Source organism: Collinsella sp. BA40 (genome assembly GCF_008014645.1).
GTDB lineage: Bacteria > Actinomycetota > Coriobacteriia > Coriobacteriales > Coriobacteriaceae > Collinsella.
This window is the reverse complement of the sequence record NZ_VOWY01000010.1, coordinates 129,970-153,871: the sequence shown is the minus strand read 5'-3', so window position 1 is coordinate 153,871 and position 23,902 is coordinate 129,970. Positions and strand designations below refer to the sequence as shown.

The window sequence follows — 23,902 nt, the reverse complement described above, 5'->3', positions numbered from 1 at the left end:
CCTCCTGTCCGTTCGGGCAGGAGGGCCGGCTTCGTTGTCCTGCGGAGGCGTGATGTCTACGCTTCGGCGGAGAGGTGGGTCTTTCCGTTATCGGAGTGAACGGCAAACGGGTGCAGGATGAGTTCGATGCCGAGCAGCAGCACATGGTGCTCGATGTTTGCCAGGGGGCTCGTGATGAGCAGGGTGCCAAGCACCATCTCGATGATGCCCGATAGGGTGACGAGGACGTAGGGTTTCTTGGCGCGGCGTGCGTGCAGCGCTTCGTCGAGCTCCGCCGCCGCTTTGCTTAAGCCGATAAAGCCCCAGGTAACGCCGACGAGATGTAAAAGGGCAGTTCCTTGGAACAGCAGCGTTGCGCCGACGACGATCATGACGATGTCCGACCCCTGGCTGATGCTGCCCGTCTCCTTCTCGTCGTCAAGGAAATCCGTGGCAAGATCCGCTGCGCCCACCAACAGCATCAAACAGCCCAGGATATAGGGGAGGCTGCCCATGATGGCGTCGGGTGCGGCAAGGCAGGCTACGCCTACGAGCGGAAAGAGCAGCGACGCTATGAGGGCTGCTTTGCCCGGTATGCTCTGACGCTTGATGTCTGCTACGGAATCTGCTCGTGCCATTGATGTGCCGTTCCTTTCCGGTATTGCTTGGTTGGCCTAACTCACTCTTCCCCAAATACGGAACATTATGTTGATACGTATGATTTGCATGAAACATTCGCGCGACCAGCGGTGGATCGATCCATCCGACAAGCGGTTGACCAGCTTCTTCGCTCGAGTCGTGAATTGGTTGTAATTGTCCTTGCTTTCCCAGTTATGTCGTGTACAATAAAGAAGTTTGTAAACCTATGTGTCGGCGTACGCGTGCGGCACCTCTAGAACAGTAAAGGAGCGAGAATGGATTACATTCGCGCAATCGAGCGTCAGCAGATCCGTGAGGACATTCCTCAGGTCCGCGTCGGCGACAACGTCAAGGTTCACTACCGTATTAAGGAAGGCGACCGCGAGCGCATCCAGGTCTTCCAGGGCGACGTCATCCGCATGAGCGGCGGCTCCTCCCGTGAGACCTTCACCGTCCGCAAGATCTCCTTCGGTATCGGTGTCGAGCGTACCTTCCCGCTTCACAGCCCGAAGATCGCCAAGCTCGAGGTTGTTCGCCACGGTCGTGTTCGTCGCGCTAAGCTGTACTACCTGCGTGACAAGATCGGCAAGGCCGCTCGCATCCCCGAGAAGCGCTAAGATTTATATCATGTGCTTTGGAGCCGTCTCCTACGAGGCGGCTCTTTTTATACGTAAGATCCGTTGAATTCTGAAGAGGTTGCATTCATGGCCAATATGACGAGCTCTGCGCCGGCGGCGCAGGTTGCCGCCGAGCTGGCGAGCGCTTCGTTCGATCAGGTGCCGGGACTTGTCCAGCGCTATGCGGAGGATCCGCGCCAGCAGGTCAGGAAGGCGTGCGAGCGCGCGTCTCGTCGTTATGAGCGCGAATGCGCCGAGCACGAGCGCGTCCGCTTGCTCTATAGCGCTATGGCCGAGCTTGGCGGGGAGGGCGTTGTACTTGGCGTGGATGAGGTGGGCCGGGGTTCGGTCGCCGGGCCCTTGACCGTGTGCGCCGTTCAGCTGCCCGATGATCCCATTATTTGGGGCCTTAACGATTCCAAGCAGCTCAGCCCTGCCAAGCGCGAACTGCTTGCCGCGCAGATCTCCGAGGTCGCTCGTGCTATCGGCGTGTATCATGTCGCCCCCGAGCGCATCGACGAGATCGGCATGGCGCGTGCGCTTCGCGAAGCGGTGGCGGGCGCCGTCGCCGATGCTGGAGTGGAACCCGATTGCGTTTTGATGGATGGAAATCCCCTAGGTGCCGTGGCGAACGAACGTGATGTGGTGCACGGGGATGCCACGGTTGCCTGTATCGCCGCCGCTTCGATCGTTGCCAAGGTCACGAGGGATGAGTTGATGGTTGAGCTCGATGCCGAATATCCCGGCTATCACTTCGCCCAATCAAAGGGGTATGCTTCGGCCGAGCATATCAACGCCATCCGCGAGCACGGTCTTAGCCCTGTTCACCGCGTTAGCTTTTGTGGAAACTTCCTGCATACCGACTCTCTCTTTTGATGATTTGATGGCGGGTTCACCGTGTGCGCACCTCCACTGCCTTGGGTGTTAACGGGTGCGGTCGATTTTGTAGAGTCGATCGCGCCTTTTTGTTAGTTGATTCAATTTTACCTTCCAGATGACATGCGATGCTTCGCTTGCGAGCGCGAGAGGAGCTGATGGTTATGGATCGAAGGGCGTGTTCGGATGGGGTTCGGTGCGATTCGAGCCCCGATGGTTCGGCGGGACGTCGTCCGGCCGTGTTGCGCGATGATGCTACGGTCGAGGGACTTTCCTCGAAAGAGCTTGGGCGGCTCGGTGAGTCGTTAGCCTGCTTCTACCTTGAAGAGCGCGGGTACCACATCATTGAGAGAAACTATCGCTGCCGTGAGGGCGAGGCCGATATTGTCGCGTATGACGAGGCCGATGATTCTATCGTCCTGGTTGAGGTTAAGACGAGGCGCAAGGCCGCGACCTCTTTGGAGCTCTATCCCGAGGAGGCCGTCAACAAGAAGAAGCGCCGGCGATACCGCAGAATCGCTGCATGCTATGTGATGGAGCATTATCCCGTGCAGACCATACGATTCGATGTGGTGGGCGTTTGCATCCATGATGGGCGTACTGCGGGAATCCAGCATATCTTGGGGGCTTTCGACTGGGACGCGGACCTATGACCGGGTCGGGTGCCGCGATGCACACGTTCTCCGTACATGCTGCATGTATTCGCGGGGTGGAAGCGCAGCCCGTTACCGTCGAGGTCTCGTTTACCGGCGGTATTCCCGGTATCACCTTGGTGGGGATGGCAGATGCGGCCGTCAACGAGGCTCCCGCGCGCATTCGATGTGCGCTGCGGGGGAGCGGATATGATGTTCCCCGTAAAAGCATCATTGTGAATCTCGCGCCCGCCGATATGCGCAAGACGGGCTCGGGACTTGATTTGGCCATCTCCATCTCGATATTGGCTCTCTCAGGGCAGATTCCAGTCGAGGGTCTTGATTCCTGTTTGTTCGTGGGGGAACTCTCCCTCGATGGGTACGTGATGCCGGTTCGCGGCGAGGTTGCCTATGCGATGCTTGCTCGTGATTGCGGCCTTCGGCTTGTCTCGGCACATGGCGATTGTCCAGTTGCGCTGCCAGGTGTCGATATGTATTGCCTCCGGGATCTTTCGTCGTTGCGCGCTGGCCTTTCGAGCGCTCTTGATGCCGTTGATGCTCCCGCTATTCTATCTGGTACCGTCGGATCGTCTCTGGATTACGCAGACGTTAAGGGCCAAGAGCTCGCAAAGCGGGCGCTGGCGATCGCTGCGACAGGGGGCTTGGGCCTGATGATGGTCGGTCCTCCGGGGTCCGGTAAGACGATGCTTGCCGAGCGCATGGGAACGATCTTGCCGCCCATCGACGAGGTGGAGTTGCAGGAAGCGCTGTGCATCCATTCGGTTGCAGGGGAGAGCGTGGAATCCTTGCTCGCCTCGGGCAGGCCGTTTCGATGTCCGCACCATAGTATTTCTGCTGCGGGGTTGGTAGGTGGGGGCCGACCCGTACGTCCTGGTGAGATTAGCTTGGCGCACGGCGGCGTGCTGTTCTTGGATGAGCTGGCGGAGTTTCCCTCGAGTGTGTTGCAGCTATTACGTCAACCACTTGAGAGCAAGGCGGTCCGCATCGTTCGTGCGGATGGCGCGTATGTGTTCCCGGCTCATTTCCAGTTGCTGGTGGCGAGCAATCCGTGTCCATGCGGATATCTCGGGGACCGCGATGTAAGTTGCGCGTGTCCTCCGTATGCCGTTGCGCGTTATCAGGCGAAACTCGCGGGACCCCTTGCCGACCGAATCGACATGCGCATCGATGTCGCTCGCCCCGACCCCGACCTGTTGTTGGAGGGCGGAGCGGGCGCGAGCTCCTCATCCCTTCGATCCGAAGTCGAACAGGGGAGGGCGTTTGCCACGTGGCGTCTACAGCATGGCATCGCAGTTGGAGGAATCGATATGAGGGCGATCGATGGAGCGCAAGGTGTTGCGGGGGCGTATGCCCTGGACTCCGCTGGCTACGAGACGCTTCTGGCTATCGCGCAGCGCGGGCACTTGACGGGACGCGGGATCGTCCGGCTTTGTCGGATCGCGCGGACGATAGCGGATATGCAGGAGTCCCGCGAGGTCGGCCCGAGCCATGTCTTTGAAGCTTCGATGTTTCGAGGGAGGTGCAGCGATGCCGAGTGAGCCTCGTTGCGTGCTTGAATCTTCGGATTCGCGCTATCCCGCGATGCTTCTCGATCTTCCGGGGGAGCCGCCACGCCTCTTCGTACGCGGGGATCCTGATCTTCTTTCGGAGTCCGGACTTGCCGTGGTCGGATCGCGCCGGGCGACTCCGTATGGATTGGCTGTGGCCGAGCTGGCCGCCAAGATTGCTGTGGAGTCGGGAATAGCCGTTGTTTCAGGTGGCGCCGTGGGCTGCGACCAAGCGGCCGGTCGATGTGCGGTGCAGCGAGGCGGCCGGAATGTGATCGTACTCGGTTGCGGGGCCGATGTCGTGTACCCAAAGAGTTCCGCCAGTTTGATCAATCGCACTATCGAAGGGGGCGGCGCGGTCATCTCCCTTGAACCCTGGGGCACGCCTCCGCGACGATATGCGTTTCCGAAACGGAATCGCATTATTGCCGCGCTGTCGAGGGCGACGCTTGTGTGCGAGGCGGGTATGCCGTCAGGGACGTTCTCGACGGCTGAAACGGCCTCCGATCTTGGTCGAGAGGTTCTGGCCGTTCCCGGATCGATATTTGCACCGGAGTATCGTGGTACCAACTATCTGATCACGGTTGGCGCGACGTGCATTGTCGATGAGGAATCGCTTGAAGTCGCAATCTCTCGCTTATATGGAACGATGAGGTATTGTCATGATGCTCCTGCGACGATCGTGGTCGAGAACGGAGCATCGCGTGAAATGCTGCGGTCTTTGGTCGCTCAGCCGATGCGAATCGATGAGCTCGCCTCTCGTTTAGGTGAATCCGAACATGCGGTCATGATGCGTTTGAGCGAGCTTTCAGCTGCCGGATTGGTGGAGCGGCTGTATGACGGTCGCTTTGCTGCTTCAAAAAGTATGCTTCATGGGTTAACCTCGTTCGGGAACAAGCGGCCATAGGGTTTTCGCGGATAGGAGTTTCGAGATGTTTGATGGTGTCATCGTTATTGGGGGCGGTCTTGCGGGATGCGAATGCGCCTTGCAGCTTGCCGACCGGGGAATTCGCGTTCGCCTCTATGAGATGCGTCCCCTGGTCTCGTCTCCGGCGCACCATAGCGACCATCTTGCAGAGCTCGTATGCTCGAACTCGTTCAAGTCAACCCGTTATGATTCCGCCGCCGGAATGCTGAAGCGCGAGCTTCGCGCTATGGGCTCCGTCCTCATGGATTGTGCGGATCGTGCCGCAGTCCCTGCTGGCGGCGCTCTTGCTGTCGATCGCGGACTATTCTCCCGTTATGTTGAAGAGGCTATAGCATCCCGATCGAATATCGAGGTCATTCGCCAGGAGGTCACCGCTATTCCGGAGGGTCGTGTCGTCATTGCTGCGGGCCCCCTGTGCTCGCCGTCGCTCAGCGAGGCCGTTCTGGGCCTGGTAGGTGGCGAATCCCTTTCTTTTTACGATGCGGCGGCTCCCATCGTCGATGCAGCCACCCTTGATATGGATGTCCTGTTCTCCCAGTCCCGCTATGAAGAGCAGGGTTCTGGCGACTACTTGAACGCCACGCTCTCCCGGGAGGAGTATGATGCCTTCATCGACGGCCTTGTTGGGGCCGAGCGCGTGATTTTGAAGGATTTCGAGCGACGCGACCTGTTCCAGGCGTGTCAGCCCGCCGAGGAGGTGGCTCGTACGGGCAAGGATGCCATTCGTTTCGGCGCCATGAAGCCGGTGGGTCTTATCGACCCGCGAACCGGTAAGCGACCCTGGGCCGCCGTGCAGCTTCGCGCCGAAAACGCCGAGCATACCGCGTACAACCTTGTTGGATTTCAAACGAATCTGACATTCGGTGAGCAGAAGCGCGTGTTCCGAATGATCCCCGGTTTGGAGAACGCGGAGTTTTTCCGGTATGGCGTCATGCATCGCAACACCTTTGTCGACGCGCCCCATGTTTTGGATCGTTCATTTGCGGTCCCCGGTACAACCGTGCGCCTCGCGGGTCAGATTACGGGAACGGAAGGCTATACCGAGGCTGTCGCCTCCGGTCTCCTGGCGGCTCTCAACACGTTTGCCGATATGCGGGGGCTTGACCACGTTTCGCTTCCCGATACGTCGGTATTCGGTGCGCTGGTGTCCTATGCCACCGATCCCGCGTGCCTCGACTATCAACCTATGCATGTGAATTTTGGGATCATCCCTCCGCTCGAAGATGGAAAGCGCCGTTCCAAGCGTGACCGGTATACGGCGTATGCCGACCGAGGCGGCAGGGATCTTCAGGCGTACATTGCGTCGCGCGTCGATCTATTTGGTCTCGACGCGAGGTAGACGATCCCGTTGGCTGAGATGCGCGCATATATCGATGATTACTGCCGCTACCTTGTCGATGTCATGGGTCGCTCAGTTCAGACCGACAGGGCGTATCGACAGCATCTGTACGCCTTTGAGGAGTGGTGCGCGCGCGAACATGTGGACGTCGCCGAGGTCGCTGCCAGGGATCTTCGGCGTTATCTAGCGTTCCTGCATGCGGCGGGGTATGCGCCGCGTACGGTTGCCGCGCACCTCTCTTCGATTCGATCGTTCTTTCGGTGGATGGTTCGCATGGGCCCTGTCGATAGCAACCCTGTCGATCTGATGCTTTCGCCGAAACTTCCGACAACCCTTCCCGTTGTTGCTACGAGATCTCAGTTGGAGCGGTTATTTGAAGCCCCCGATCGGGACACCGCCCAAGGATTGAGGGATGTGTGCATGCTCGAGCTTTTATATGCATCGGGCGCACGCATCTCCGAGCTCGCAGGCCTTGACGTGGAGTCGTTCGAGGATGCCGGGCGCGCTTGCCGTTTGTTCGGCAAGGGCTCCAAGGAGCGAATCGTACCCCTGCACCGTCGGGCTCAACATGCCGTTCGCAACTATACTCTTGATGCTCGGCCCAGCTTGATTGTCGATCATCATGATGCCGTTCGGCCTAATGGGCGCCATGCGTTGTTCATCTCCGATCGCGGTCGCATCATGGACGCCGCATCGTTGCGATACCGCTTTACCGTTCTTCGAGATCGAGCGGGCGTCAGTCGTTCGGTAACGCCGCATACGATGCGCCACACCTTCGCTACCGACCTCTTGGATGGCGGCGCTGATCTGAGGACCGTTCAGGAGCTGCTAGGACATGCCAGCTTGTCGACTACTCAGATTTACACGCACTTAGCGCCCGAATCGCTGAAATCGGCCGTGCGGCAAGCTCATCCTCGAAGTGGTTCGTAGCGGACCTCGCGCATGGCGGCCACTCGAGTCTGCGTGATGCACAAGTCGCACACAAGGTGCGTGCAACCCTTGGATTCTCGTCGATGTCCTGCTATTATTTATCGGGTTGCTCTTGTGAGCAACGGACGTATTTCGCACGTGCGACGACTTTTGCGCCGTGGTGCCCGAGATTTGGTAGCGCATGATCGGGTGGCTCAAAAGGATGACATCGCACGGAGGCAACGAACCACAGGAGGTAAGTATGGCTACCACGATTAACATCCGCACCCTGCTCGAGGCTGGCTGCCACTTCGGTCATCAGACCCGCCGCTGGAACCCCAAGATGCGTGAGTACATTTTCGGCGAGCGCAATGGCATCTACATCCTCGATCTCAAGCAGACCATCATCAACGCCGACCAGGCCTACACGTTCCTGAAGAGCATCTCCCGCAAGGGCCAGGTTCTCTTCGTCGGTACCAAGAAGCAGGCTCAGGAGGCCGTGAAGACCGCTGCCGAGCGCGCCAACATGCCCTACATCAACCAGCGTTGGCTCGGCGGCATGCTCACCAACTTCGTTACCATCCGCTCCCGTATCAACCGTATGGAGGAGCTCGAGGCTATGGTAGAGGACGGCCGCATGGCCCTTCTGCCCAAGAAGGAGCAGGCTGTTCTGGGTAAGGAGCTCGCCAAGCTCCAGACCAACCTCGGTGGCGCCCGCGACATGAAGGGCCTTCCCGCTGCCCTGTTCGTCATCGACACCAAGCGCGAGGAGAACGCCATCAAGGAGGCCCAGCGCCTGAACATCCCGGTTGTCGCCCTCATCGACACCAACTCTGATCCCGACGAGGTCGATTTCGGCGTCCCCTGCAACGATGACGCTATTTCCGCCGTCTCCCTCATGTGCGAGCTCTTCGCCGACGCCTGCCTCGCCGGCTCCGGCAAGGAGCAGATCTCCGAGGCTGAGATGGCCGCTGCCCCCGAGGCCGCTGCCGACGCCGAGTAACGTCCGTTTACGTTCGTTCAACGCTCTTTGAAAGGAGCCATCATGGCCCAGATTACCGCCGCTATGGTCAAGCAGCTTCGCGAGATGACCGACTCTCCTATGATGGAGTGCAAGAAGGCCCTCGTCGAGGCCGACGGCGATATGGACGCCGCTGTCGACGTTCTTCGTAAGAACGGTCTTGCCAAGGCTGCCAAGAAGGCTGGCCGCGAGACCAACGAGGGCGCCGTCGCCGCTTTCATCTCCGAGGATGGCAAGACCGGTGCTCTCGTCGAGCTCTCCTGCGAGACCGACTTCGTGGCTTCCAACCCCAAGTTCACCGGTTTCGCCGCTGAGCTCGCCAAGGTTGTCGCCGAGGTCAAGCCCGCCGACGCCGAGGCCCTCATGGCCGCCCCGATGAACGGCGACACCGTCGAGGGCGAGCTCACCGAGCTCATCCACGTTATGGGCGAGAACATGAAGATCGCCCGCTTCAACCTCCGCACCGTCGAGGCCGGTGCCCTTTCTTCCTACATCCACATGGGTGGCAAGATCGGCGTTATGGTCGAGTTCTCCTTCGAGAAGCCCGAGACCTTCGCGTCCGACGACTTCAAGACCTTCTCCCATGACGTCGCCATGCAGGTTGCGGCTACCAGCCCCATCTGCGCTCGTCGTGAGGACGTTCCGGCCGACGTTGTCGAGCACGAGAAGTCCATCTACATGGCTCAGGCTGCCGAGTCCGGTAAGCCCGAGGCCATTCAGGAGAAGATGGCCATCGGCCGCCTTGAGAAGTTCTTCAAGGCTTCCGTCCTCAACGAGCAGGAGTTCATCAAGGATTCCAGCGTGACCGTCAACGGTCTTGCCGAGCAGGTGTCCAAGGCTTGCGGCGATACCGTTAAGGTTATGGCTTTCGATCGCCTTGAGCGCGGCGAGTCCGATAACTAAGGTTATTTCGGTTTTCTGATATGAAAGCGGGCTGTGGGATTACCTACAGCCTGCTTTTTTATGGCTTGTTTCGTTTTCGCTGCTAGAATAAATAAGAATGATGACCAAAGGAGGAATTTTGTCTGATTATCGCTACAAGCGCGTGCTGTTGAAACTTTCCGGTGAAGCGCTCATGGGTGAGAACGGATACGGTATCGATCCGTCGGTTACCGAGAACCTCGCGCGCCAGATCAAGGCCATTCACGAGGACGGCATCGAGGTCGGCATCGTTGTGGGCGGCGGTAACATCTTCCGCGGTCTTGCTGGCTCGGCTAAGGGTATGGATCGTGCCCAGGCTGATTACATGGGTATGCTCGCCACCGTCATGAACGCGTTGGCGCTTCAGGATGCATTCGAGCACGAGGAGTGCCCCTGCCGTGTTATGAGCGCCATCCAGATGAACGAGGTTTGCGAGCCCTATATTCGTCGTCGTGCGATGCACCATCTCGAGAAGGGCTACATCGTCATCTTTGCTGCGGGATCCGGCAATCCGTATTTCACGACCGATACCGCGGCCGCGCTGCGCGCCTGCGAGATCGATGCCGACTGCCTCCTCAAGGCCACGAAGGTCGACGGTGTCTACGATAAGGATCCTGTTTCTAACGAAGATGCCGTTCGTTTTGATACCATTAGCTATCATGAGGTTCTGGTTCGCGGCCTGCAGGTTATGGATTCCACTGCCACCGCGCTGTGCCAGGATAATCGCATGCCTATCATCGTCCTTAACATCGAGGGCGAGAACAACATCAAGCGTGCTCTTTGCGGAGAGCCGGTTGGCACCGTCGTAGTTCAGGAGGACTAACATGGCCACCATCAACGATCACATGGATAAGACCCTCGAGAGCCTCAAGCATAATTTCTCGAAGGTTCGCACCGGCCGTGCGAATGCTAACGTGCTGGCGGATATCACCGTTGATTACTACGGTGTTCCCACTCCCGTAAGCCAGGTTGCCGCCGTCAAGACCCCAGAAGCCCACATGCTTCTGATCGAGCCCTGGGATAAGGCACTCGTCAATGCGATCGTCAAAGCCATTTCCGCTTCCGATCTTGGTATCACGCCGAATACCGACGGTACGGTCATCCGGTTGCCGTTCCCCGCTCCCACGGAGGAGCGTCGTCGCGAGCTTGTTAAGGATTGCCGCGATCTTGCCGAGCAGGCCCGCATCGCCGTGCGCAATGTTCGCCGCGATTTCAACAACAAGCTCGATCGCGATGAGGAGCTTACGGAAGATGAGGTTCGTCGCGAGCAGGCTAAGATTCAGAAATGCACCGATGAGTACATCGCCAAGGTTGACGCTATGCTTAAGGCAAAGGAATCAGAAGTGATGGAGATCTAGGGCTCCCTGCCTTGGGTCTTTTGTCTCGCGCCGTGTCATTCGACATGTAAACCGGGCAGCCCGCATGCTCCCTTCCTAGGAGCATGCGGGCTTTCTTATGAGTTCGTTCGGCGGGGCATTGCCGGATCGCCGGTACGCATGGTTGCTTTCATATGCTGCTTATACTGCGACTTTTATGAAATGGGTCCTTGCGTTGCCTTGCTCCATCGCTCTCTTTATTATTGATAGATATGCGTTCTCGCACCCGCGTCTGCGCTGAGCCGTACACACGCCCGCATGTGCGGGCTCGCTATAGTCTGGAGTACCAACGTGCGCTACGACCCCGATAAGCTCGTCGAGCATTTCAGCAATCCTCCACAAGACATATCTTTGGCAGATATCGATCTTGATCGAATTCCGCGCCACATCTCCTGCATCATGGATGGCAACGGCCGCTGGGCTACCTCGCGCGGGCTTTCCCGTACGGAAGGTCATAAGCAGGGTATCGTTGCGCTTCGCGACGTCATTACCACCGCGGTCCGTCTGGGTGTAGATGTCTTGTCTGCCTACGCCTTTTCTACGGAGAACTGGGGGAGGCCCCAGCACGAGGTCAATGTCCTCATGCATCTCTTTGCGAAGACGTTCATCGATGAGCTGCCGCTGTTGAAGCGCGAGAACGTTCGCGTTGTTTTCCTGGGCGATATCTCCGCATTGCCCCAAAAGACGCGCGATGTTTTCGAATATGGCTTGAAGGAATGCGAGCATCACACGGGAATGGTTCTTGCCCTTGCCGTGAACTACGGCGCGCGCGCAGAGCTCGCCCGGGCTGCTCGTACGATTGCCGAGCAGGTGTCCGCCGGCTCTCTTGCAGTTGGGGATATCGACGAGAACGCGGTTGCCGAGCATTTGTACACCGCTGGCCTGCCCGACCCAGAGCTTGTTATCCGTACATCTGGCGAGATGCGCGTTTCCAACTATCTGCTTTGGCAAATCGCGTATTCGGAGTTCTATATCACCGAATTGTACTGGCCTGATTTCGATAAATGGGGAATGCTGCGCGCGATCGCAGCCTTCCAACACCGCGACCGTCGATTTGGCGGCTTGAGCGCCGAGTAGCGCTCGTGTTAGCAAGAGAGGAGCATGTACGGTGGAAGATCAAAAGCAGCGTCAACGGGCCCAGGAGCCTGTAGCTGCCGGTCCTCGTGCCGAGCGAAAGCCCTTTGACGTGAAGGGTTTCCTTGTCCGCTCGGGCTTTGGCATTATGTATGCGGCATTGTTTATAGCTTGTTTGGTGCTCGGCGTCATTCCGACAGCTGTATTCGTTGCCGTCATGAGCTGGTTTTGTTGCTATGAGTTTTACCGTATGGCGCGTCTAGACGGCAAGGTGCCGAACGAGTTCATTGGCCTTTCTGCTGCCGTGCTCTTTCCGCTGTCTGCGCTAGGGGCATCGGTGCTTCTCACGGCGCTGCTCTTTATCCTGGTTCTGGCGGTTGGTTTGTGGTATCTCTATTCGCCGCGTACGCGTATCTCAGATGTCGCCGTCACCATCTTCGGTCCGCTCTATACGGGTTTCATGCTGTCTGCAATCGTTCTTACGCGCGGTTCTATCCCAGGGTTTGCCGGCGCCCTACTTTCCGTGGGCGTTTGCGCATCGCTATGGGTGAGCGACTCGCTCGCGTATATGGTTGGCAGCCGCTTCGGTAAACATAAGATGGCCCCTAAGATCTCTCCCAACAAGACTTGGGAGGGTTTTTGCGGAAGCGTAGCGGGCTCCCTTGTTATCTGGCTGATTCTGTATGCAACCGGCTGGTATAGCCTGTCGCTACCCGTAGCGGTACTCGCTGGTGTCGGCGTGGCCGTTTTGGGCGTTTTCGGCGATTTGATCGAGTCGCGTATCAAGCGCGGCGTAGGCGTCAAGGATTCCGGCAACCTGATTCCGGGACACGGCGGCATGCTCGATCGTTCCGACTCCCTTATCTTCGGTTGCATCACGGCTCACCTCATCTTGGTACTAGGAGGCGTTCTATGAGTGAATGCAGGCGCCGCGTGGCGGTTTTGGGTTGCACGGGATCCATCGGCGTTCAGACCCTCGATGTTTGTCGCCAGCATTCCGACCGTCTCGAGGTCGTCGCGCTTTCGGCCCATCGAAGCATCGCCGGCCTCGTGTCCGCTGCTCGCGAGTTCAACGTTTCCGCTGTCGCGCTGACCGATTCGTCGTTATCCGCCGACCCTCGTTTGTCCGAGCTTCCCGATCCGCATCGCTGCGGATTCGGCATGCGCGCGGCGATCGATATGTGCCTTTCCGATGAGGTGGACGTCGTGGTCGTTGCCATCGTTGGCGCGGCCGGTCTCCATGCGACCTATGAGCTCATGGCTGCCGGTAAAACCATTGCGCTTGCCAACAAGGAGTCGCTCGTGGTCGGCGGCGATCTTATCATGCCGCTCGCCAGGCCTGGTCAGCTGCTGCCCGTCGATTCTGAGCATTCGGCAATCTTCCAGTGCTATCTGGGCGAGGATATGCGCTCGACGCATAAGATCTGGTTGACCTGTTCCGGCGGCCCTTTCTATGGCTGCAGCCGCGAGGAGCTTGAGCGGGTTACCGTTGCGGACGCACTGGCCCATCCCACGTGGAATATGGGTTCCAAGATCACGATCGATTCGGCTACGTTGATAAACAAAGGCCTTGAGCGTATCGAGGCCATGCATCTATTCGATATAGATCTCGATCGCATCGAGGTGCTCATTCAGCGCCAGTCGAAGATTCATTCGATGGTCGAGTTCGCCGATGGCTCGGTTATGGCGCATCTCGGAGCATCCGATATGCGCATACCTATTCAGCTTGCACTTTCGTATCCGGATCGCTGGGAATCACCCGCTCCGCGCGTCGATTTCCGGACGTTGGGCTCACTTGATTTCGACGCCCCGGACGCCGATGCGTTCCGCTGCCTTGCCTTGGCGGAACGGGCGGGAATGACGGGCGGAACCCTGCCGTGCGTTCTCAATGCGGCGAACGAGGTGGCTGTCGACGCGTTCCTGCATGAGCGCTGCTCGTTCACCGACATCCCTCGCATCGTCGAGGGCTGTCTCGATGCACACGACGTCCAGCCCGTCTCCTCGCTCGAGCAGCTCGACGAGGTCGATGCATGGGCGCGGATCACGTCGGAACGCTTCGTAACATCTCTTTCACGATAGAAACGAGCTTATATGGATGCCATCTTTGGTTTCATCACCCCGCTCTTCTGGGGTGTTTTGCTGCTGTCGCTTCTGGTGTTCGTGCATGAGGGCGGCCATTTCCTTGCTGCGCGTGCGTGCGGCGTTCGCGTTACCGAGTTCTTCTTGGGACTGCCGTTTCGCTATAACATCAGCCATACGTCCAAGCGCATCGGTACGAAATTCGGCGTAACGCCGCTGCTTCTCGGTGGCTATGCGGCCATCTGCGGCATGGATCCCGAGCAAGCGCCCCATGCCGCGCGCGTGCTTTCGCGCGTGCACGAAGCCGGGGCCATCTCCGTTGACGAGCTTGCCGAGCAGCTCGAGATCACCCCCGATGAGGCCCTTGAGGCATGCGTGTTTCTCATGGGCTGGGGGTCCGTCCTGCCGGTGTACGATGCTTCGAAGGGTGAGGGGCCGACTTCAAAATACTATCCTTCGCGCTATATGGCACCTGCCCGCGATGCCGCGGGCAACACCGTGTTCGATGGTCGGGTGTTCGACCGTGCCGGCGCCACCAGCGATGGCGAACCGTGGACGCCTCCTATGGGCGCCGAGCGCTTTTTCGAGCTCGAGCGCTCCCATACGTATGTGGGCAAGGGTTTCTTCAAGCGCGCGTTCATGCTTCTCGCCGGAATCCTCGTTAACCTCGTTACCGGCGTGACGCTGTTTGTCATCGCTTATTCCGCCATAGGCTACAACGCACCCATCGACGTCAACATCGTCGGTTCGATTACCGAGGGTTCACCGGCGGCGGCCGCTCATATCCAGGAGGGAGACCGCATCCTTGCTGTCGACGGCACGGCTGTGGACAGCTGGTCCGAGCTTCTCGCCGCGCTTGGAAATCGCGATGCCGGCGCTACGGTCGCCCTCGAGGTGTGGTCGCCCTCCCAGGAGGAATCGGCCGAGCAGCGTCTTGGGCCCGTCGACCGCACCTATCTCGAAGCGCATGGTTCTACGCACACGGTTGAGGCGAAGCTGGATGAAGATGGTCTGTTGGGTATCGGGGTGCTCTACCACACGATGCGCGTGAGCCCTATGGTTGCAGCTCGCATGTCGGTCGACTATCTCGTCCAGACCGCCCAGGGCGTGGCCAAGCTGCTTATGCCGCAGCACACCAAGGAGGTTTTGGATAGCTCGACCTCCGTCGTCGGTATCTCCGTTCTGTCTGCACAGGCCGCCGAGCAGGGTGCCGCCTCCTTCATGAGCTTTGCGGCGCTCATCTCCTTCTCGCTGGGCTTCATGAACCTGCTACCTATCCCGCCGCTCGACGGTGGCAAGCTTGTGATCGAGGCTATCCAAGCCGTTCGGGGGAAGGAGCTTTCCGTGAAGGCCCAGACAATCGTGTCGTACGTCGGTATCGCCTTCTTCGCATTCTTGTTCCTGTATATGCTTCGCGCGGATATCCTGCGCTTGCTGCACTAGGAGGCTTGCTATGTCCTATCAGCCTTGCGCGCGGGAGTTGACCCGTCCGGCCCATGTGGGGTCCGTGATAATCGGCGGGGGAGCTCCCGTGGCCGTCCAGTCGATGACGTGCACGCCCACGGTCGATGCGGCGCGTACGATCGAGCAGGTTCGCGCCCTTGCCGATGCGGGCTGCGACTTGGTGCGCGTCTCCGTTCCCAACGCCGATGCCGTTGCATCGTTCGGCGAGGTGTGCGCGGAAAGCCCCGTGCCCATCGTGGCCGACATTCATTTCGACTACCGTCTGGCTATCGCTGCCGTCGAGGCCGGCGCCTCGAAGCTCCGTATCAACCCCGGCAACATCGGATCATGGGATCGCGTCGACGCTGTGATCGACGCGGCGGGGGAGCACGGCGCCGCCATCCGCATCGGTGTCAACGCGGGTTCGCTCGATCCCGCTATCGCGCAACGTGAGGATCTTTCCCAGGTGGACAAGTTGGTCGCTTCCTCGATGCAGTTCGTAGAGCACTTCGAAGCGCGCGGCTTCACGAATATCGTGCTGTCCGCCAAGGCCCACAGCGTCGCGACCACGCTGGAGACGAACCGTCGCCTTTCAGCCGAGCTCCCGCAGGTACCGCTTCACCTTGGCGTTACCGAGGCCGGCGGCATCCAGCAGGGCACGATCAAGAGCGCGATCGCATTGGGCTCGCTGCTTGCCGAGGGCATCGGCGACACCATGCGCGTTTCGCTCACCGCCGACCCGCTGGAGGAAGTGCCCGTTGCCTGGGGCATTCTCTCGGCTCTCGAGTTGCGCCGCCGTGGTCCCGAGATCGTGTCTTGTCCTACGTGCGCCCGCTGTCAGGTCGACTTGATCGGTATCGCCGACGAGGTCACCCGGCGGCTCGCCTCGTGCACCAAGCCCGTTTCCGTTGCCGTTATGGGTTGCGTTGTGAACGGCCCCGGCGAAGCATCCGACGCCGATGTAGGCGTTGCCTGCGGGCGCGGCTCGGCCTTGCTGTTCCGCCACGGGGAGGTTATTCGCAAGGTCGCCGAAGACGAGATAGCCGACGCCTTGCTCGATGAGATCGACCGCCTGTGACCCTCGGCGCGGTCCGTTCCGTCCGTGCCGTTTACACGCATGATTTGCGCTATGATTGCTACTGTTTGTGACGTTTGATACAAGGAGTTTTACCGTGACTACCAACCGCACCAGGGCTATGAAGATGTCGGCGCTCTATGCGCCCACCTTGAAGGAGGATCCCGCCGAGGCCGAGCTTGCCAGCCATCGGCTGCTCCTCCGTGCCGGCATGATCCGCAAGCAGGCTGCCGGCCTCTATAGCTATCTGCCGCTTGCATGGCGCTCCCTGAAGAAGATCGAGGATATCGTCCGCGATGAGATGGATGCAGCCGGCGCCCAGGAGCTCCTCATGCCCATGGTGGTCGATGGCGGCCTGTGGCACGAGAGCGGCCGCTGGAACGCATACGGCCCCGAGCTCATGCGCATGAAGGATCGCCATGATCGCGAGTTCGTGCTCGGTCCCACGCACGAGGAGACTATCACGGACCTCGTCAAGAACGAGCTGCGTTCCTACAAGCAGCTGCCCGTTAACCTATATCAGATCCAGGATAAATTCCGCGACGAGATGCGTCCGCGCTTCGGCCTGATGCGCGGTCGCGAGTTCATCATGAAGGACGGTTACTCCTTTTCCGCGACGCAGGAAAGCCTGCAGGAAATCTATGATGAGATGAAAGACGCCTATGCGCGCATCTGCGAGCGCTGCGGCCTGAAGGCGCTGCCCGTCGTGGCTGATTCCGGCCAGATCGGCGGCGATACCTCCGTGGAGTTCATGGCGCTTGCCGATGCGGGCGAGGCCAGCCTGGTGTACTGCGACGCCTGCGGCTTTGCCGCGGACGACGAGGCCGCGTCCACCACGATCGCCGTTACCGAGGGGCCGGGAGACGGTACCCTCCAGAAGGTTCACACTCCTGGCTTGGGCTCCATCGAGGCCGTTGCTGATTTCTTCGGCTTCCCTCAGAACGGCACCCGCAAGTCGCTCGCGCTTGTCGCCGAAGACGGCACCAGGGTCGTTGCCATCGTTCCCGGCGATCACGAGCTCAACGAATGCAAAGCCGAAAAGCTCTTCGGCGAGTTCCACATGATGAGCGAGGAAGAGCTTCAGGAAGCCGGTCTCTTCAAGGGCTTCATCGGGCCGGTCAATCTGCCCGAGGGCATTCGCCTCGTCGTCGACGAGTCCCTGCGTGAGTCGCGCAGCTGGACGTGCGGCGCCAACGAGGTCGATTACCATTTCACCGGCGCTTGCCCCGAGCGTGATTTCTCCGTCGATGAGTGGGCCGATCTCGTGACCGTTCACGAGGGCGATGTCTGCCCGCACTGCGGCGAGTCCCTGAAGGGCGCGCGCGGTATCGAGGTGTCGCAGGTTTTCCAGCTCGGTACCAAGTACTCCGAGGCCATGGGCGCTACCTTTGCCGACGAGAACGGCGAGGAGAAGCCGTTCATCATGGGTTGCTACGGCGTCGGTGTATCCCGCACGCTTGCCGCCGTGGTCGAGCAGCATAATGATGAGCACGGCATCATCTGGCCTGTTTCCATCGCGCCGTACGAGGTGTCCATCATTCCGCTCGATCCGAAGATGGACGAGTGCGCGGCGGCATGCGGTGCCATCGCCGACGCCCTCTGCGAGGCTGGTATCGAGGTTGTTATCGACGATCGCGACGAGCGTCCCGGTGTGAAGTTCGCGGACAACGATCTTATGGGCTTCCCGTATCAGGTTGTGATCGGTAAGCGCGGGTTGAAGAACGGCACCGTCGAACTCAAGGACCGTTCTACGGGCGATCGCGTCGATGTGGCTCTCGACGAGGTTGCGGCCAAGGTTGCGCAGCTCGTTGCCGAGCAGCGTCGCTAGGAGTATTCTCGACAGCTTGTTTTCTAGACGGCGTCCGTGCTGGCGGACGCCGTCTTTTTATTGTCTGCGAAAAAAGTTCAAGGATTTACTTGCATGCTCGCCTGCAATCCCGTATAGTACTTTTCAGTTGCAAGGGGGCGTAGCTCAGCTGGGAGAGCGCTTGACTGGCAGTCAAGAGGTCAGGGGTTCGATCCCCCTCGTCTCCACCACTTGCTTTTCTCTTTCATGGGGGCGTAGCTCAGCTGGGAGAGCGCTTGACTGGCAGTCAAGAGGTCAGGGGTTCGATCCCCCTCGTCTCCACCATGAGATTTATGGCCTCCGGGTAACCGGAGGCCTTTTTTCTAAAGAGAGTTGTCGGCGAGTGAATAGCTCCGGGCTCTTGGCGCAACGGTTAGCGCAGGGGACTCATAATCCCTGGGTTCTGGGTTCGAATCCCGGAGGGCCCACCATCGAATCAGCAGGTCAGACCACGTGTCTGGCCTTTTTCTTTTTCGCGCCCGGTGCACATCGACTACATGCGATCCCTCGCGTCGCGCTTCTCCGGCGAGACCAACGTGCCGCTGAGCGAGCTGGGCGTCGTGTCCGACAACCCGTCGAGCGCGGAGGCGATCTACGCCGCCAAGGAGGCGCTCGTCGTGGAGGCGCAGAACCTCAACGCCGACAACGGCGAGGCCCTCGCGCACGTGGCCCTCATGGCGCTCGCCATCAAGGAGGGCACCACGTACGCCGAGCAGGCGGCGCGCCGCCTGCGGATATGCCCCAAGTTCCGCAACCCTGCCATGCCGTCGGTGGTCACGCAGGCCGACGCCATGCTCAAGGACGTCCAGGCCGTGCCGTGGCTCGCCGAGAGCGACGTGCTCCTCGAGGAGCTCGGCTTCTCGGACGACCAGATCCAGCGCCTGCGCAGCGACCGCGACCGGGCCACGAGCCGCGCGCTCGTCGCCGCCGCGACCTCCGGCACCGGCATCGAGCTGCCGAAAGCCAATCCGGCGGCTGCCGCCGGCGCGCTCCTGGGCGGGGAGCGATGATATCCCGCGAGCAGTTCGACGCCTGCAACCGAGCGGTGGCGAGCCTGTCAGACGGCGCGCAGTGCGAGATCGAGTCGAGGATCATGTCCTGGCTCCAGACCGACGATGGGAGGTCGGCGAGCGTCGCGGAGTGCCGCGAGTACGCAAAATCCGTCATGTCCGGCGTGGTGCAGGCCTACGACTCCACCGCCTCCTCTCTCGCGGCGGAGTGGTACGACAAGCAGGCGGCGGATAGCGGCGCCAGGCTGCGCGCCGCCGTCACCGCGGCGACCTACAACCCCGAGAGCGTCGACGAGACGGCGCGCTACCAGGCCAAGAAGCTCGCGAAGGGCGACCTGCGCGGCTTCGCGGAGTACTGCGGCGAGCTCGGTCGCAACGACGTCCTGCGCAGCCTCAACGAGACGATCATCCGCAACGCCGCTAGAGACAGGAAGAAGGGGGTGCGATTCGCGCGCGTCCCAACCGGCGCGGAGACGTGCACGTACTGCCTGATGCTGGCGAGCCGCGGCGCCGTCTACCACTCCCGGAAGACCGCCGGCGAGTTCCGCCACTTCCATCGCAGGTGCGACTGCAAGGTCGTGCCCGGCTTCGAGGACGACAAGGATGCCGAGCTGGTCGAGGGCGTCAGACCGAAGGAGCTCCGAGAACTGTGGAGGGAGTTCAAGGATATCGACGACCGGGATGGCCTGGCGAATGAGGAGGGGCAGCTATTAAAGAGGTTTGTCGCATCAGGGGGAGAGGTCCCGTTCGTGGCGGCGAAGGGCGTCGGCGCGAAAGCGAGGAACGAGTACGTCGTACACATGCCGGATGGATCGGAGTCGCGGTTCGTTACGGGAAGCGAGATAACCGTTAAGAAGGTGTTCGCTGGGAACGGGGGCGAGCCTTACAAAAAACTTCGTGTTTCCGGGAGATTGGTTGAAGCCTACGGAGGGGAGGAGGAAGAGCGGTCCCATGTCGCCGGTGTTGGATGGATATTCGATCCATCGGAAGATGGTGAAATCAAGCTAGCCGACGTGCTCTGGATGGAGCATCCAGAGCTTGGCATATTCGAGTTCCATTGCAAGCACTGGCTGAAAAGGAGGGGCTGATGAAGGTCAGGTACATCGGGGACTACTACAAAGTGGTCTTGGAAAAGGGCAAGGTCTACGATGTCGAATGCATGGAACCGGGCCCCTTCGGCGATGCTTATAGGATTTTACTCCCCGATCTCGATGACGATGGACTTTTCCCCGTCGACGATTTCGAAGTCGTGGAACTTTTTGTCGACTAGCGTGCGACCTCGTTTCCATGAGCATCTTAGGATGCTCGAGAGGGCCGGTGGGTCTTACTATCTCCCTGAGGACGACGGCTCGAAGGCCGGGCCGGTGTGCCCCTAGTGCAACGGGGCGGACGAGATCGTCTGCATCCTCCACCGCTCGAGGTCGGGCGCCCGTTGCGCGCGGTGCGGCACGCGGTACGCCGGCGTCGAGGCATCCGCCGAGGGCTTCAAGCAACACATCTTCTAGTTATCCCATCGAACAGATCGGAGCCCCGTCATGGCATTTATGAGGAAGCTCCTGGTCGTCTGCGACAAGTGCGGCTGGCACGTCGAGGCGTCCGGGGGATCGCGCGACCCGGCGGTATCCGGTTGGCTCGCGGTCGATTCCGAGCACCATCTCTGCCCCGCATGCGCTGCCGCGTACACGAGGCGTAAGGAGGAGATGGAGCGCGAGCTCAAGGAGCGCGTGGCCACGTCATCACATGGAACTGCTTTCATGCCGAAAGCAGGCGTCAGTTCAATCAGCGACTCTACACCACGTACGATTTCTAATTTTGTTCGACTCCCCTGGCTATCTCCATCTTCTCGTCGTTGGGGCAATATTTATAAAAATGTCCTTGCATTCCGCATCGATCTCGCGTAAAGTATTTTTTGCACCACATGGGGGCGTAGCTCAGCTGGGAGAGCGCTTGACTGGCAGTCAAGAGGTCAGGGGTTCGATCCCCCTCGTCTCCACCTCATGTATTTTAGACCCCCCGGTATTCGGGGGGTCTTTTTTTAGCCGTCGCTCGGAGTCACTCGACCGTGCGGAAATATTTTCAAAAAGACGCTTGCATCCTCTTCGAGTACCGTGTTATTATTCTCCTTGCTGAATAGCAACGGGCGATTGGCTCAGGGGTAGAGCATATCCTTCACACGGATGGGGTCACAAGTTCGAATCTTGTATCGCCCACCATCAAATCTTAAGGACCTGGGTAACCGGGTCCTTTTTGTTATGAATGGGAGCAGTCGTCGTGATCCTTCTTGCCGACAAGATCGAAAAGAGCTTTGGTGCCCGCGTATTGTTTTCCGGTGCCACGCTTCAGGTGAACCCCGGTGAACGCTATGCCTTGGTTGGTCCGAACGGCGCCGGCAAGACCACGTTCCTCAAGATCGTCATGGGTCTCGAGTCGCCGGATGCCGGCACCGTGTCGTATGCGAAGGATGTCACGGTTGGCTATCTCGAGCAGGAGACCAAGCTCGCTTCCAATACATCGGTGATCGAAGAGGTTATGGCGTCCGCTGTCGAGATTCGCTCTATGGGCGAGCGCGCCGAAGAGCTTCAGGTTATGATCGCGGAGGCGGGGGAGAACGACGACCTTGACGCGCTCCTCCTTGAATACGGTCGCGTTCAGGATCGCTTCGAGCATCTGGGCGGATACGAGCTCGAGAGCCATGCGCGCCAGATCCTCTCGGGACTGGGTTTCCGCGTTTCCGATTTCGATAAGCCATGTAGCGATTTTTCCGGTGGCTGGCAGATGCGAATCGCGCTCGCCAAGCTGTTTCTTCGCAAGCCCGATCTGCTGCTGTTGGACGAGCCCACCAACCACCTTGATCTTGAGAGCGTTCAATGGCTTCGCGGCTTTATCGCGAGCTACGAGGGCGCGGTCCTGCTTGTCAGCCACGACCGCGCATTCATGGACGCTTCCGTCGACCATGTAGCGGCGCTCGAGAACAGGCGCGTCACGGTCTATACCGGTAACTACAGCTCGTATCTCAAGCAGCGCGAAGACAATCTCGAGCAGATGCGCGCCAAACGCGCCGCCCAGGAGCGAGAAATTGCCCATATGCAGGTTTTTGTAGATAAGTTTCGCTACAAGCCCACGAAAGCGGCCCAGGCTCAGGAGCGTATGCGCAAGATCGAGCAGATTAAAAACGAGCTGGTCATACTCCCCGAAGGCCACAAGCATGTGGACTTCAAGTTTCCCGATCCTCCGCGCTCGGGTGACCTCGTGGCTTCTCTCGAGGGCGTAAGCAAATCGTACGGGGCCAAAGAGATCTACAGCGGTATCGACCTTAAGCTTTACCGAGGCGACCGTATCGCGCTCGTCGGTCCGAACGGCGCGGGTAAATCGACGTTGCTCAAGATGCTGGCCGGCGTCGAGCAGCCGTCGTCCGGCTCGCGAGAGCTGGGCCTGCATGTGGGCGTGGCCTATTATGCACAGCACCAGCTGGAAGGACTGAAGGAATCGAATACCGTACTGCAGGAGATCGATTCGGTCGCTCCCGGTTGGACCGTGCCCCAGGAGCGAAGCCTGCTGGGCGCCTTCCTGTTCTCGGGCGATGACGTCGATAAGCGCGTCGGTGTTCTGTCGGGTGGCGAGCGCGCCCGACTGGCGCTGGCCAAGATGCTCGTAGCGCCCGAGGCCCTCCTATGCCTCGACGAGCCCACGAATCACCTTGATATCGATTCGGTCGATATGCTTGAAAACGCGCTCAAGCGTTTTCCCGGCACCATCGTGTTGATCAGCCATGACGAGCATCTCGTCCGGGCTGTTGCCAATCGCGTCGTTGATATCAGGGACGGCCACATGACCGTGATCGACGGCGATTACGACTACTACCTCTATAAGCGCGAAGACCTTGCCGCCCGAGCTGCGCTCGAGGCGTCGGCGGGCGCCCCCTCGCGTCCCAAGCAGGCTGCGCCCACCGTTTCCGCCGCGACTCCTGTTCGCGAGGGCAAGAAGACAAAAGAGCAGCGTCGGGCCGAAGCCGACGCTCGTGCCGAGCTCAACCGTCGTCTTAAGAAAACGAAGACGCGCCTCAAGGAAGTCGACGCTGCCCTTGAGAAGCACCGCGCTCGTTATGACGAGCTCATGGAATTGATGGCATCCGAGGAGCTCTACGCCGACCAGGAGAAATTCAACACGGCCCTTGCGGAATATAACGAGTTGAAGAAGACCATCCCCGCGCTCGAGGACGAATGGCTCGAGCTGTCGACGACCATCGAGGAGGAAATGGAACGTGGACGCTCGTAGAGCCGGCGCCATTGCCTTGACCATCCTTGCGATCGCGCTTCGCATCTGCGCGTTCGCGCTCTGCTCCATCGTTGTCCTGCTGTGCTTCAGCGGGCTTTCCGCCCGCCTCAACATGGTTGGCTTCGTGGTCGATCTCTCGCGCCTGCTGCCCTCGTTCATCGCGGGTTACGGCGTGATAACCACCCCGTTTGGCGGCGTATTTCGGCTTGATTTCTCCCTTGTAGCCGTTGTGTTGTTCCTGCTCGATTACGCTTGCATGCGCGCCGCGCGCAAGCTTCGCTTCTGAAAGGTAGTA

At 59.7% G+C, this 23,902-nt stretch carries 24 protein-coding genes and 5 tRNA genes; 28 read left to right on the top strand and 1 reads right to left on the bottom strand.

Annotated features, from left to right (window positions below):
• Positions 1-56: 56 nt before the first annotated feature.
• Positions 57-617 (bottom strand): DUF308 domain-containing protein, encoded by a 561-nt coding sequence (locus E4J93_RS04660; RefSeq protein ID WP_147588300.1) that lies wholly within the window; start codon positions 615-617, stop codon positions 57-59.
• 276 nt (positions 618-893) lie between these two features.
• Between E4J93_RS04660 and rplS the strand changes: the two genes are divergently transcribed.
• The 28 genes from rplS to E4J93_RS04520 all read left to right on the top strand — a co-directional run bounded on the left by rplS (position 894) and on the right by E4J93_RS04520 (position 23,893).
• Positions 894-1,235 carry a 50S ribosomal protein L19 gene (gene rplS, locus E4J93_RS04655; RefSeq protein ID WP_147588299.1) on the top strand — a complete coding sequence of 114 codons (342 nt, stop codon included), beginning with the start codon at positions 894-896 and terminating at the stop codon, positions 1,233-1,235.
• A gap of 87 nt (positions 1,236-1,322) precedes the next feature.
• Positions 1,323-2,111, top strand: coding sequence for a ribonuclease HII (locus E4J93_RS04650; protein WP_147588298.1), 789 nt, complete (start codon positions 1,323-1,325; stop codon positions 2,109-2,111).
• A gap of 164 nt (positions 2,112-2,275) precedes the next feature.
• On the top strand, positions 2,276-2,764 hold the full coding sequence (locus E4J93_RS04645; RefSeq protein WP_147588297.1) for a YraN family protein: 489 nt from the start codon (positions 2,276-2,278) through the stop codon (positions 2,762-2,764).
• Between the two features lie 17 nt (positions 2,765-2,781).
• Positions 2,782-4,302, top strand: a complete 1,521-nt coding sequence (locus E4J93_RS04640) for a YifB family Mg chelatase-like AAA ATPase (RefSeq protein WP_147588400.1) — start codon at positions 2,782-2,784, stop codon at positions 4,300-4,302.
• Complete coding sequence (locus E4J93_RS04635; protein WP_370511755.1) at positions 4,253-5,218, top strand: DNA-processing protein DprA; 966 nt, start codon at positions 4,253-4,255, stop codon at positions 5,216-5,218. The genes E4J93_RS04640 and E4J93_RS04635 overlap by 50 nt, the downstream gene beginning before the upstream one ends.
• 25 nt (positions 5,219-5,243) lie before the next feature.
• The gene (gene trmFO / locus E4J93_RS04630) at positions 5,244-6,578 is read left to right on the top strand and encodes a methylenetetrahydrofolate--tRNA-(uracil(54)-C(5))-methyltransferase (FADH(2)-oxidizing) TrmFO (RefSeq protein ID WP_147588296.1); all 1,335 of its coding nucleotides are present in this window, start codon (positions 5,244-5,246) and stop codon (positions 6,576-6,578) included.
• 18 nt (positions 6,579-6,596) lie between these two features.
• Positions 6,597-7,508 carry a tyrosine recombinase XerC gene (locus E4J93_RS04625; protein ID WP_147588398.1) on the top strand — a complete coding sequence of 304 codons (912 nt, stop codon included), beginning with the start codon at positions 6,597-6,599 and terminating at the stop codon, positions 7,506-7,508.
• Positions 7,509-7,749: 241 nt separating this feature from the next.
• A complete protein-coding gene (gene rpsB, locus E4J93_RS04620; RefSeq protein ID WP_147588295.1) occupies positions 7,750-8,490 on the top strand; it encodes a 30S ribosomal protein S2 in 741 nt (246 codons plus the stop codon).
• A gap of 42 nt (positions 8,491-8,532) precedes the next feature.
• Positions 8,533-9,411, top strand: a complete 879-nt coding sequence (gene tsf / locus E4J93_RS04615; protein ID WP_147588294.1) for a translation elongation factor Ts — start codon at positions 8,533-8,535, stop codon at positions 9,409-9,411.
• 118 nt (positions 9,412-9,529) lie between these two features.
• Complete coding sequence (gene pyrH / locus E4J93_RS04610) at positions 9,530-10,252, top strand: UMP kinase (RefSeq protein WP_147588293.1); 723 nt, start codon at positions 9,530-9,532, stop codon at positions 10,250-10,252.
• A gap of 1 nt (position 10,253) precedes the next feature.
• Entirely contained in the window at positions 10,254-10,787 is a 534-nt protein-coding gene (gene frr, locus E4J93_RS04605; protein ID WP_147588292.1) for a ribosome recycling factor, read from the top strand.
• Between the two features lie 309 nt (positions 10,788-11,096).
• A complete protein-coding gene (locus tag E4J93_RS04600) occupies positions 11,097-11,882 on the top strand; it encodes an isoprenyl transferase (RefSeq protein ID WP_255431919.1) in 786 nt (261 codons plus the stop codon).
• A 31-nt stretch (positions 11,883-11,913) separates the two neighbouring features.
• Positions 11,914-12,795: a phosphatidate cytidylyltransferase gene (locus E4J93_RS04595; protein ID WP_255431918.1), complete on the top strand. Its 882-nt coding sequence runs from the start codon at positions 11,914-11,916 to the stop codon at positions 12,793-12,795.
• Positions 12,792-13,958 (top strand): 1-deoxy-D-xylulose-5-phosphate reductoisomerase, encoded by a 1,167-nt coding sequence (gene dxr / locus E4J93_RS04590; RefSeq protein WP_147588290.1) that lies wholly within the window; start codon positions 12,792-12,794, stop codon positions 13,956-13,958. Before E4J93_RS04595 ends, dxr begins: the two co-directional genes overlap by 4 nt.
• A gap of 12 nt (positions 13,959-13,970) precedes the next feature.
• Positions 13,971-15,401, top strand: coding sequence for an RIP metalloprotease (locus E4J93_RS04585; protein WP_147588289.1), 1,431 nt, complete (start codon positions 13,971-13,973; stop codon positions 15,399-15,401).
• 10 nt (positions 15,402-15,411) lie between these two features.
• A complete protein-coding gene (ispG, locus tag E4J93_RS04580) occupies positions 15,412-16,479 on the top strand; it encodes a flavodoxin-dependent (E)-4-hydroxy-3-methylbut-2-enyl-diphosphate synthase (protein ID WP_147588288.1) in 1,068 nt (355 codons plus the stop codon).
• Positions 16,480-16,597: 118 nt separating this feature from the next.
• Positions 16,598-18,304: a proline--tRNA ligase gene (locus E4J93_RS04575; protein ID WP_147588396.1), complete on the top strand. Its 1,707-nt coding sequence runs from the start codon at positions 16,598-16,600 to the stop codon at positions 18,302-18,304.
• Between the two features lie 133 nt (positions 18,305-18,437).
• Positions 18,438-18,513 (top strand) — tRNA-Ala (locus E4J93_RS04570).
• 18 nt (positions 18,514-18,531) lie between these two features.
• Positions 18,532-18,607, top strand: a tRNA-Ala gene (locus tag E4J93_RS04565).
• 70 nt (positions 18,608-18,677) lie between these two features.
• Positions 18,678-18,753 (top strand) — tRNA-Ile (locus E4J93_RS04560).
• Positions 18,754-18,819: 66 nt separating this feature from the next.
• Positions 18,820-19,332: a phage portal protein gene (locus E4J93_RS04555; protein ID WP_147588287.1), complete on the top strand. Its 513-nt coding sequence runs from the start codon at positions 18,820-18,822 to the stop codon at positions 19,330-19,332.
• Positions 19,329-20,420, top strand: a complete 1,092-nt coding sequence (locus E4J93_RS04550; RefSeq protein WP_147588286.1) for a hypothetical protein — start codon at positions 19,329-19,331, stop codon at positions 20,418-20,420. Before E4J93_RS04555 ends, E4J93_RS04550 begins: the two co-directional genes overlap by 4 nt.
• Positions 20,420-20,602, top strand: a complete 183-nt coding sequence (locus E4J93_RS04545; protein WP_147588285.1) for a hypothetical protein — start codon at positions 20,420-20,422, stop codon at positions 20,600-20,602. The genes E4J93_RS04550 and E4J93_RS04545 overlap by 1 nt, the downstream gene beginning before the upstream one ends.
• A gap of 265 nt (positions 20,603-20,867) precedes the next feature.
• Positions 20,868-21,233, top strand: a complete 366-nt coding sequence (locus tag E4J93_RS04540) for a hypothetical protein (RefSeq protein WP_147588284.1) — start codon at positions 20,868-20,870, stop codon at positions 21,231-21,233.
• Between the two features lie 19 nt (positions 21,234-21,252).
• Positions 21,253-21,325, top strand: a tRNA-Ala gene (locus E4J93_RS04535).
• A 145-nt stretch (positions 21,326-21,470) separates the two neighbouring features.
• Positions 21,471-21,545: transfer RNA gene (locus E4J93_RS04530), tRNA-Val, on the top strand.
• A gap of 58 nt (positions 21,546-21,603) precedes the next feature.
• Entirely contained in the window at positions 21,604-23,607 is a 2,004-nt protein-coding gene (gene abc-f, locus E4J93_RS04525; protein ID WP_147588395.1) for a ribosomal protection-like ABC-F family protein, read from the top strand.
• Entirely contained in the window at positions 23,594-23,893 is a 300-nt protein-coding gene (locus tag E4J93_RS04520) for a hypothetical protein (RefSeq protein ID WP_147588283.1), read from the top strand. Before abc-f ends, E4J93_RS04520 begins: the two co-directional genes overlap by 14 nt.
• Positions 23,894-23,902: the final 9 nt, after the last annotated feature.

Coding starts and splice junctions, on each gene's coding strand:
- E4J93_RS04625 (WP_147588398.1), top strand. CDS start 6,597: ATGCGCGCATATATCGATGATTACTGCCGCTACCTTGTCGATGTCATG.
- E4J93_RS04645 (WP_147588297.1), top strand. CDS start 2,276: ATGGATCGAAGGGCGTGTTCGGATGGGGTTCGGTGCGATTCGAGCCCC.
- E4J93_RS04550 (WP_147588286.1), top strand. CDS start 19,329: ATGATATCCCGCGAGCAGTTCGACGCCTGCAACCGAGCGGTGGCGAGC.
- E4J93_RS04635 (WP_370511755.1), top strand. CDS start 4,253: ATGTCTTTGAAGCTTCGATGTTTCGAGGGAGGTGCAGCGATGCCGAGT.
- E4J93_RS04660 (WP_147588300.1), bottom strand. CDS start 617: ATGGCACGAGCAGATTCCGTAGCAGACATCAAGCGTCAGAGCATACCG.
- dxr (WP_147588290.1), top strand. CDS start 12,792: ATGAGTGAATGCAGGCGCCGCGTGGCGGTTTTGGGTTGCACGGGATCC.
- rpsB (WP_147588295.1), top strand. CDS start 7,750: ATGGCTACCACGATTAACATCCGCACCCTGCTCGAGGCTGGCTGCCAC.
- E4J93_RS04545 (WP_147588285.1), top strand. CDS start 20,420: ATGAAGGTCAGGTACATCGGGGACTACTACAAAGTGGTCTTGGAAAAG.
- frr (WP_147588292.1), top strand. CDS start 10,254: ATGGCCACCATCAACGATCACATGGATAAGACCCTCGAGAGCCTCAAG.
- E4J93_RS04575 (WP_147588396.1), top strand. CDS start 16,598: ATGAAGATGTCGGCGCTCTATGCGCCCACCTTGAAGGAGGATCCCGCC.
- E4J93_RS04555 (WP_147588287.1), top strand. CDS start 18,820: ATGCGATCCCTCGCGTCGCGCTTCTCCGGCGAGACCAACGTGCCGCTG.
- tsf (WP_147588294.1), top strand. CDS start 8,533: ATGGCCCAGATTACCGCCGCTATGGTCAAGCAGCTTCGCGAGATGACC.
- rplS (WP_147588299.1), top strand. CDS start 894: ATGGATTACATTCGCGCAATCGAGCGTCAGCAGATCCGTGAGGACATT.
- E4J93_RS04640 (WP_147588400.1), top strand. CDS start 2,782: ATGCACACGTTCTCCGTACATGCTGCATGTATTCGCGGGGTGGAAGCG.
- ispG (WP_147588288.1), top strand. CDS start 15,412: ATGTCCTATCAGCCTTGCGCGCGGGAGTTGACCCGTCCGGCCCATGTG.
- E4J93_RS04540 (WP_147588284.1), top strand. CDS start 20,868: ATGGCATTTATGAGGAAGCTCCTGGTCGTCTGCGACAAGTGCGGCTGG.
- E4J93_RS04650 (WP_147588298.1), top strand. CDS start 1,323: ATGGCCAATATGACGAGCTCTGCGCCGGCGGCGCAGGTTGCCGCCGAG.
- trmFO (WP_147588296.1), top strand. CDS start 5,244: ATGTTTGATGGTGTCATCGTTATTGGGGGCGGTCTTGCGGGATGCGAA.
- E4J93_RS04585 (WP_147588289.1), top strand. CDS start 13,971: ATGGATGCCATCTTTGGTTTCATCACCCCGCTCTTCTGGGGTGTTTTG.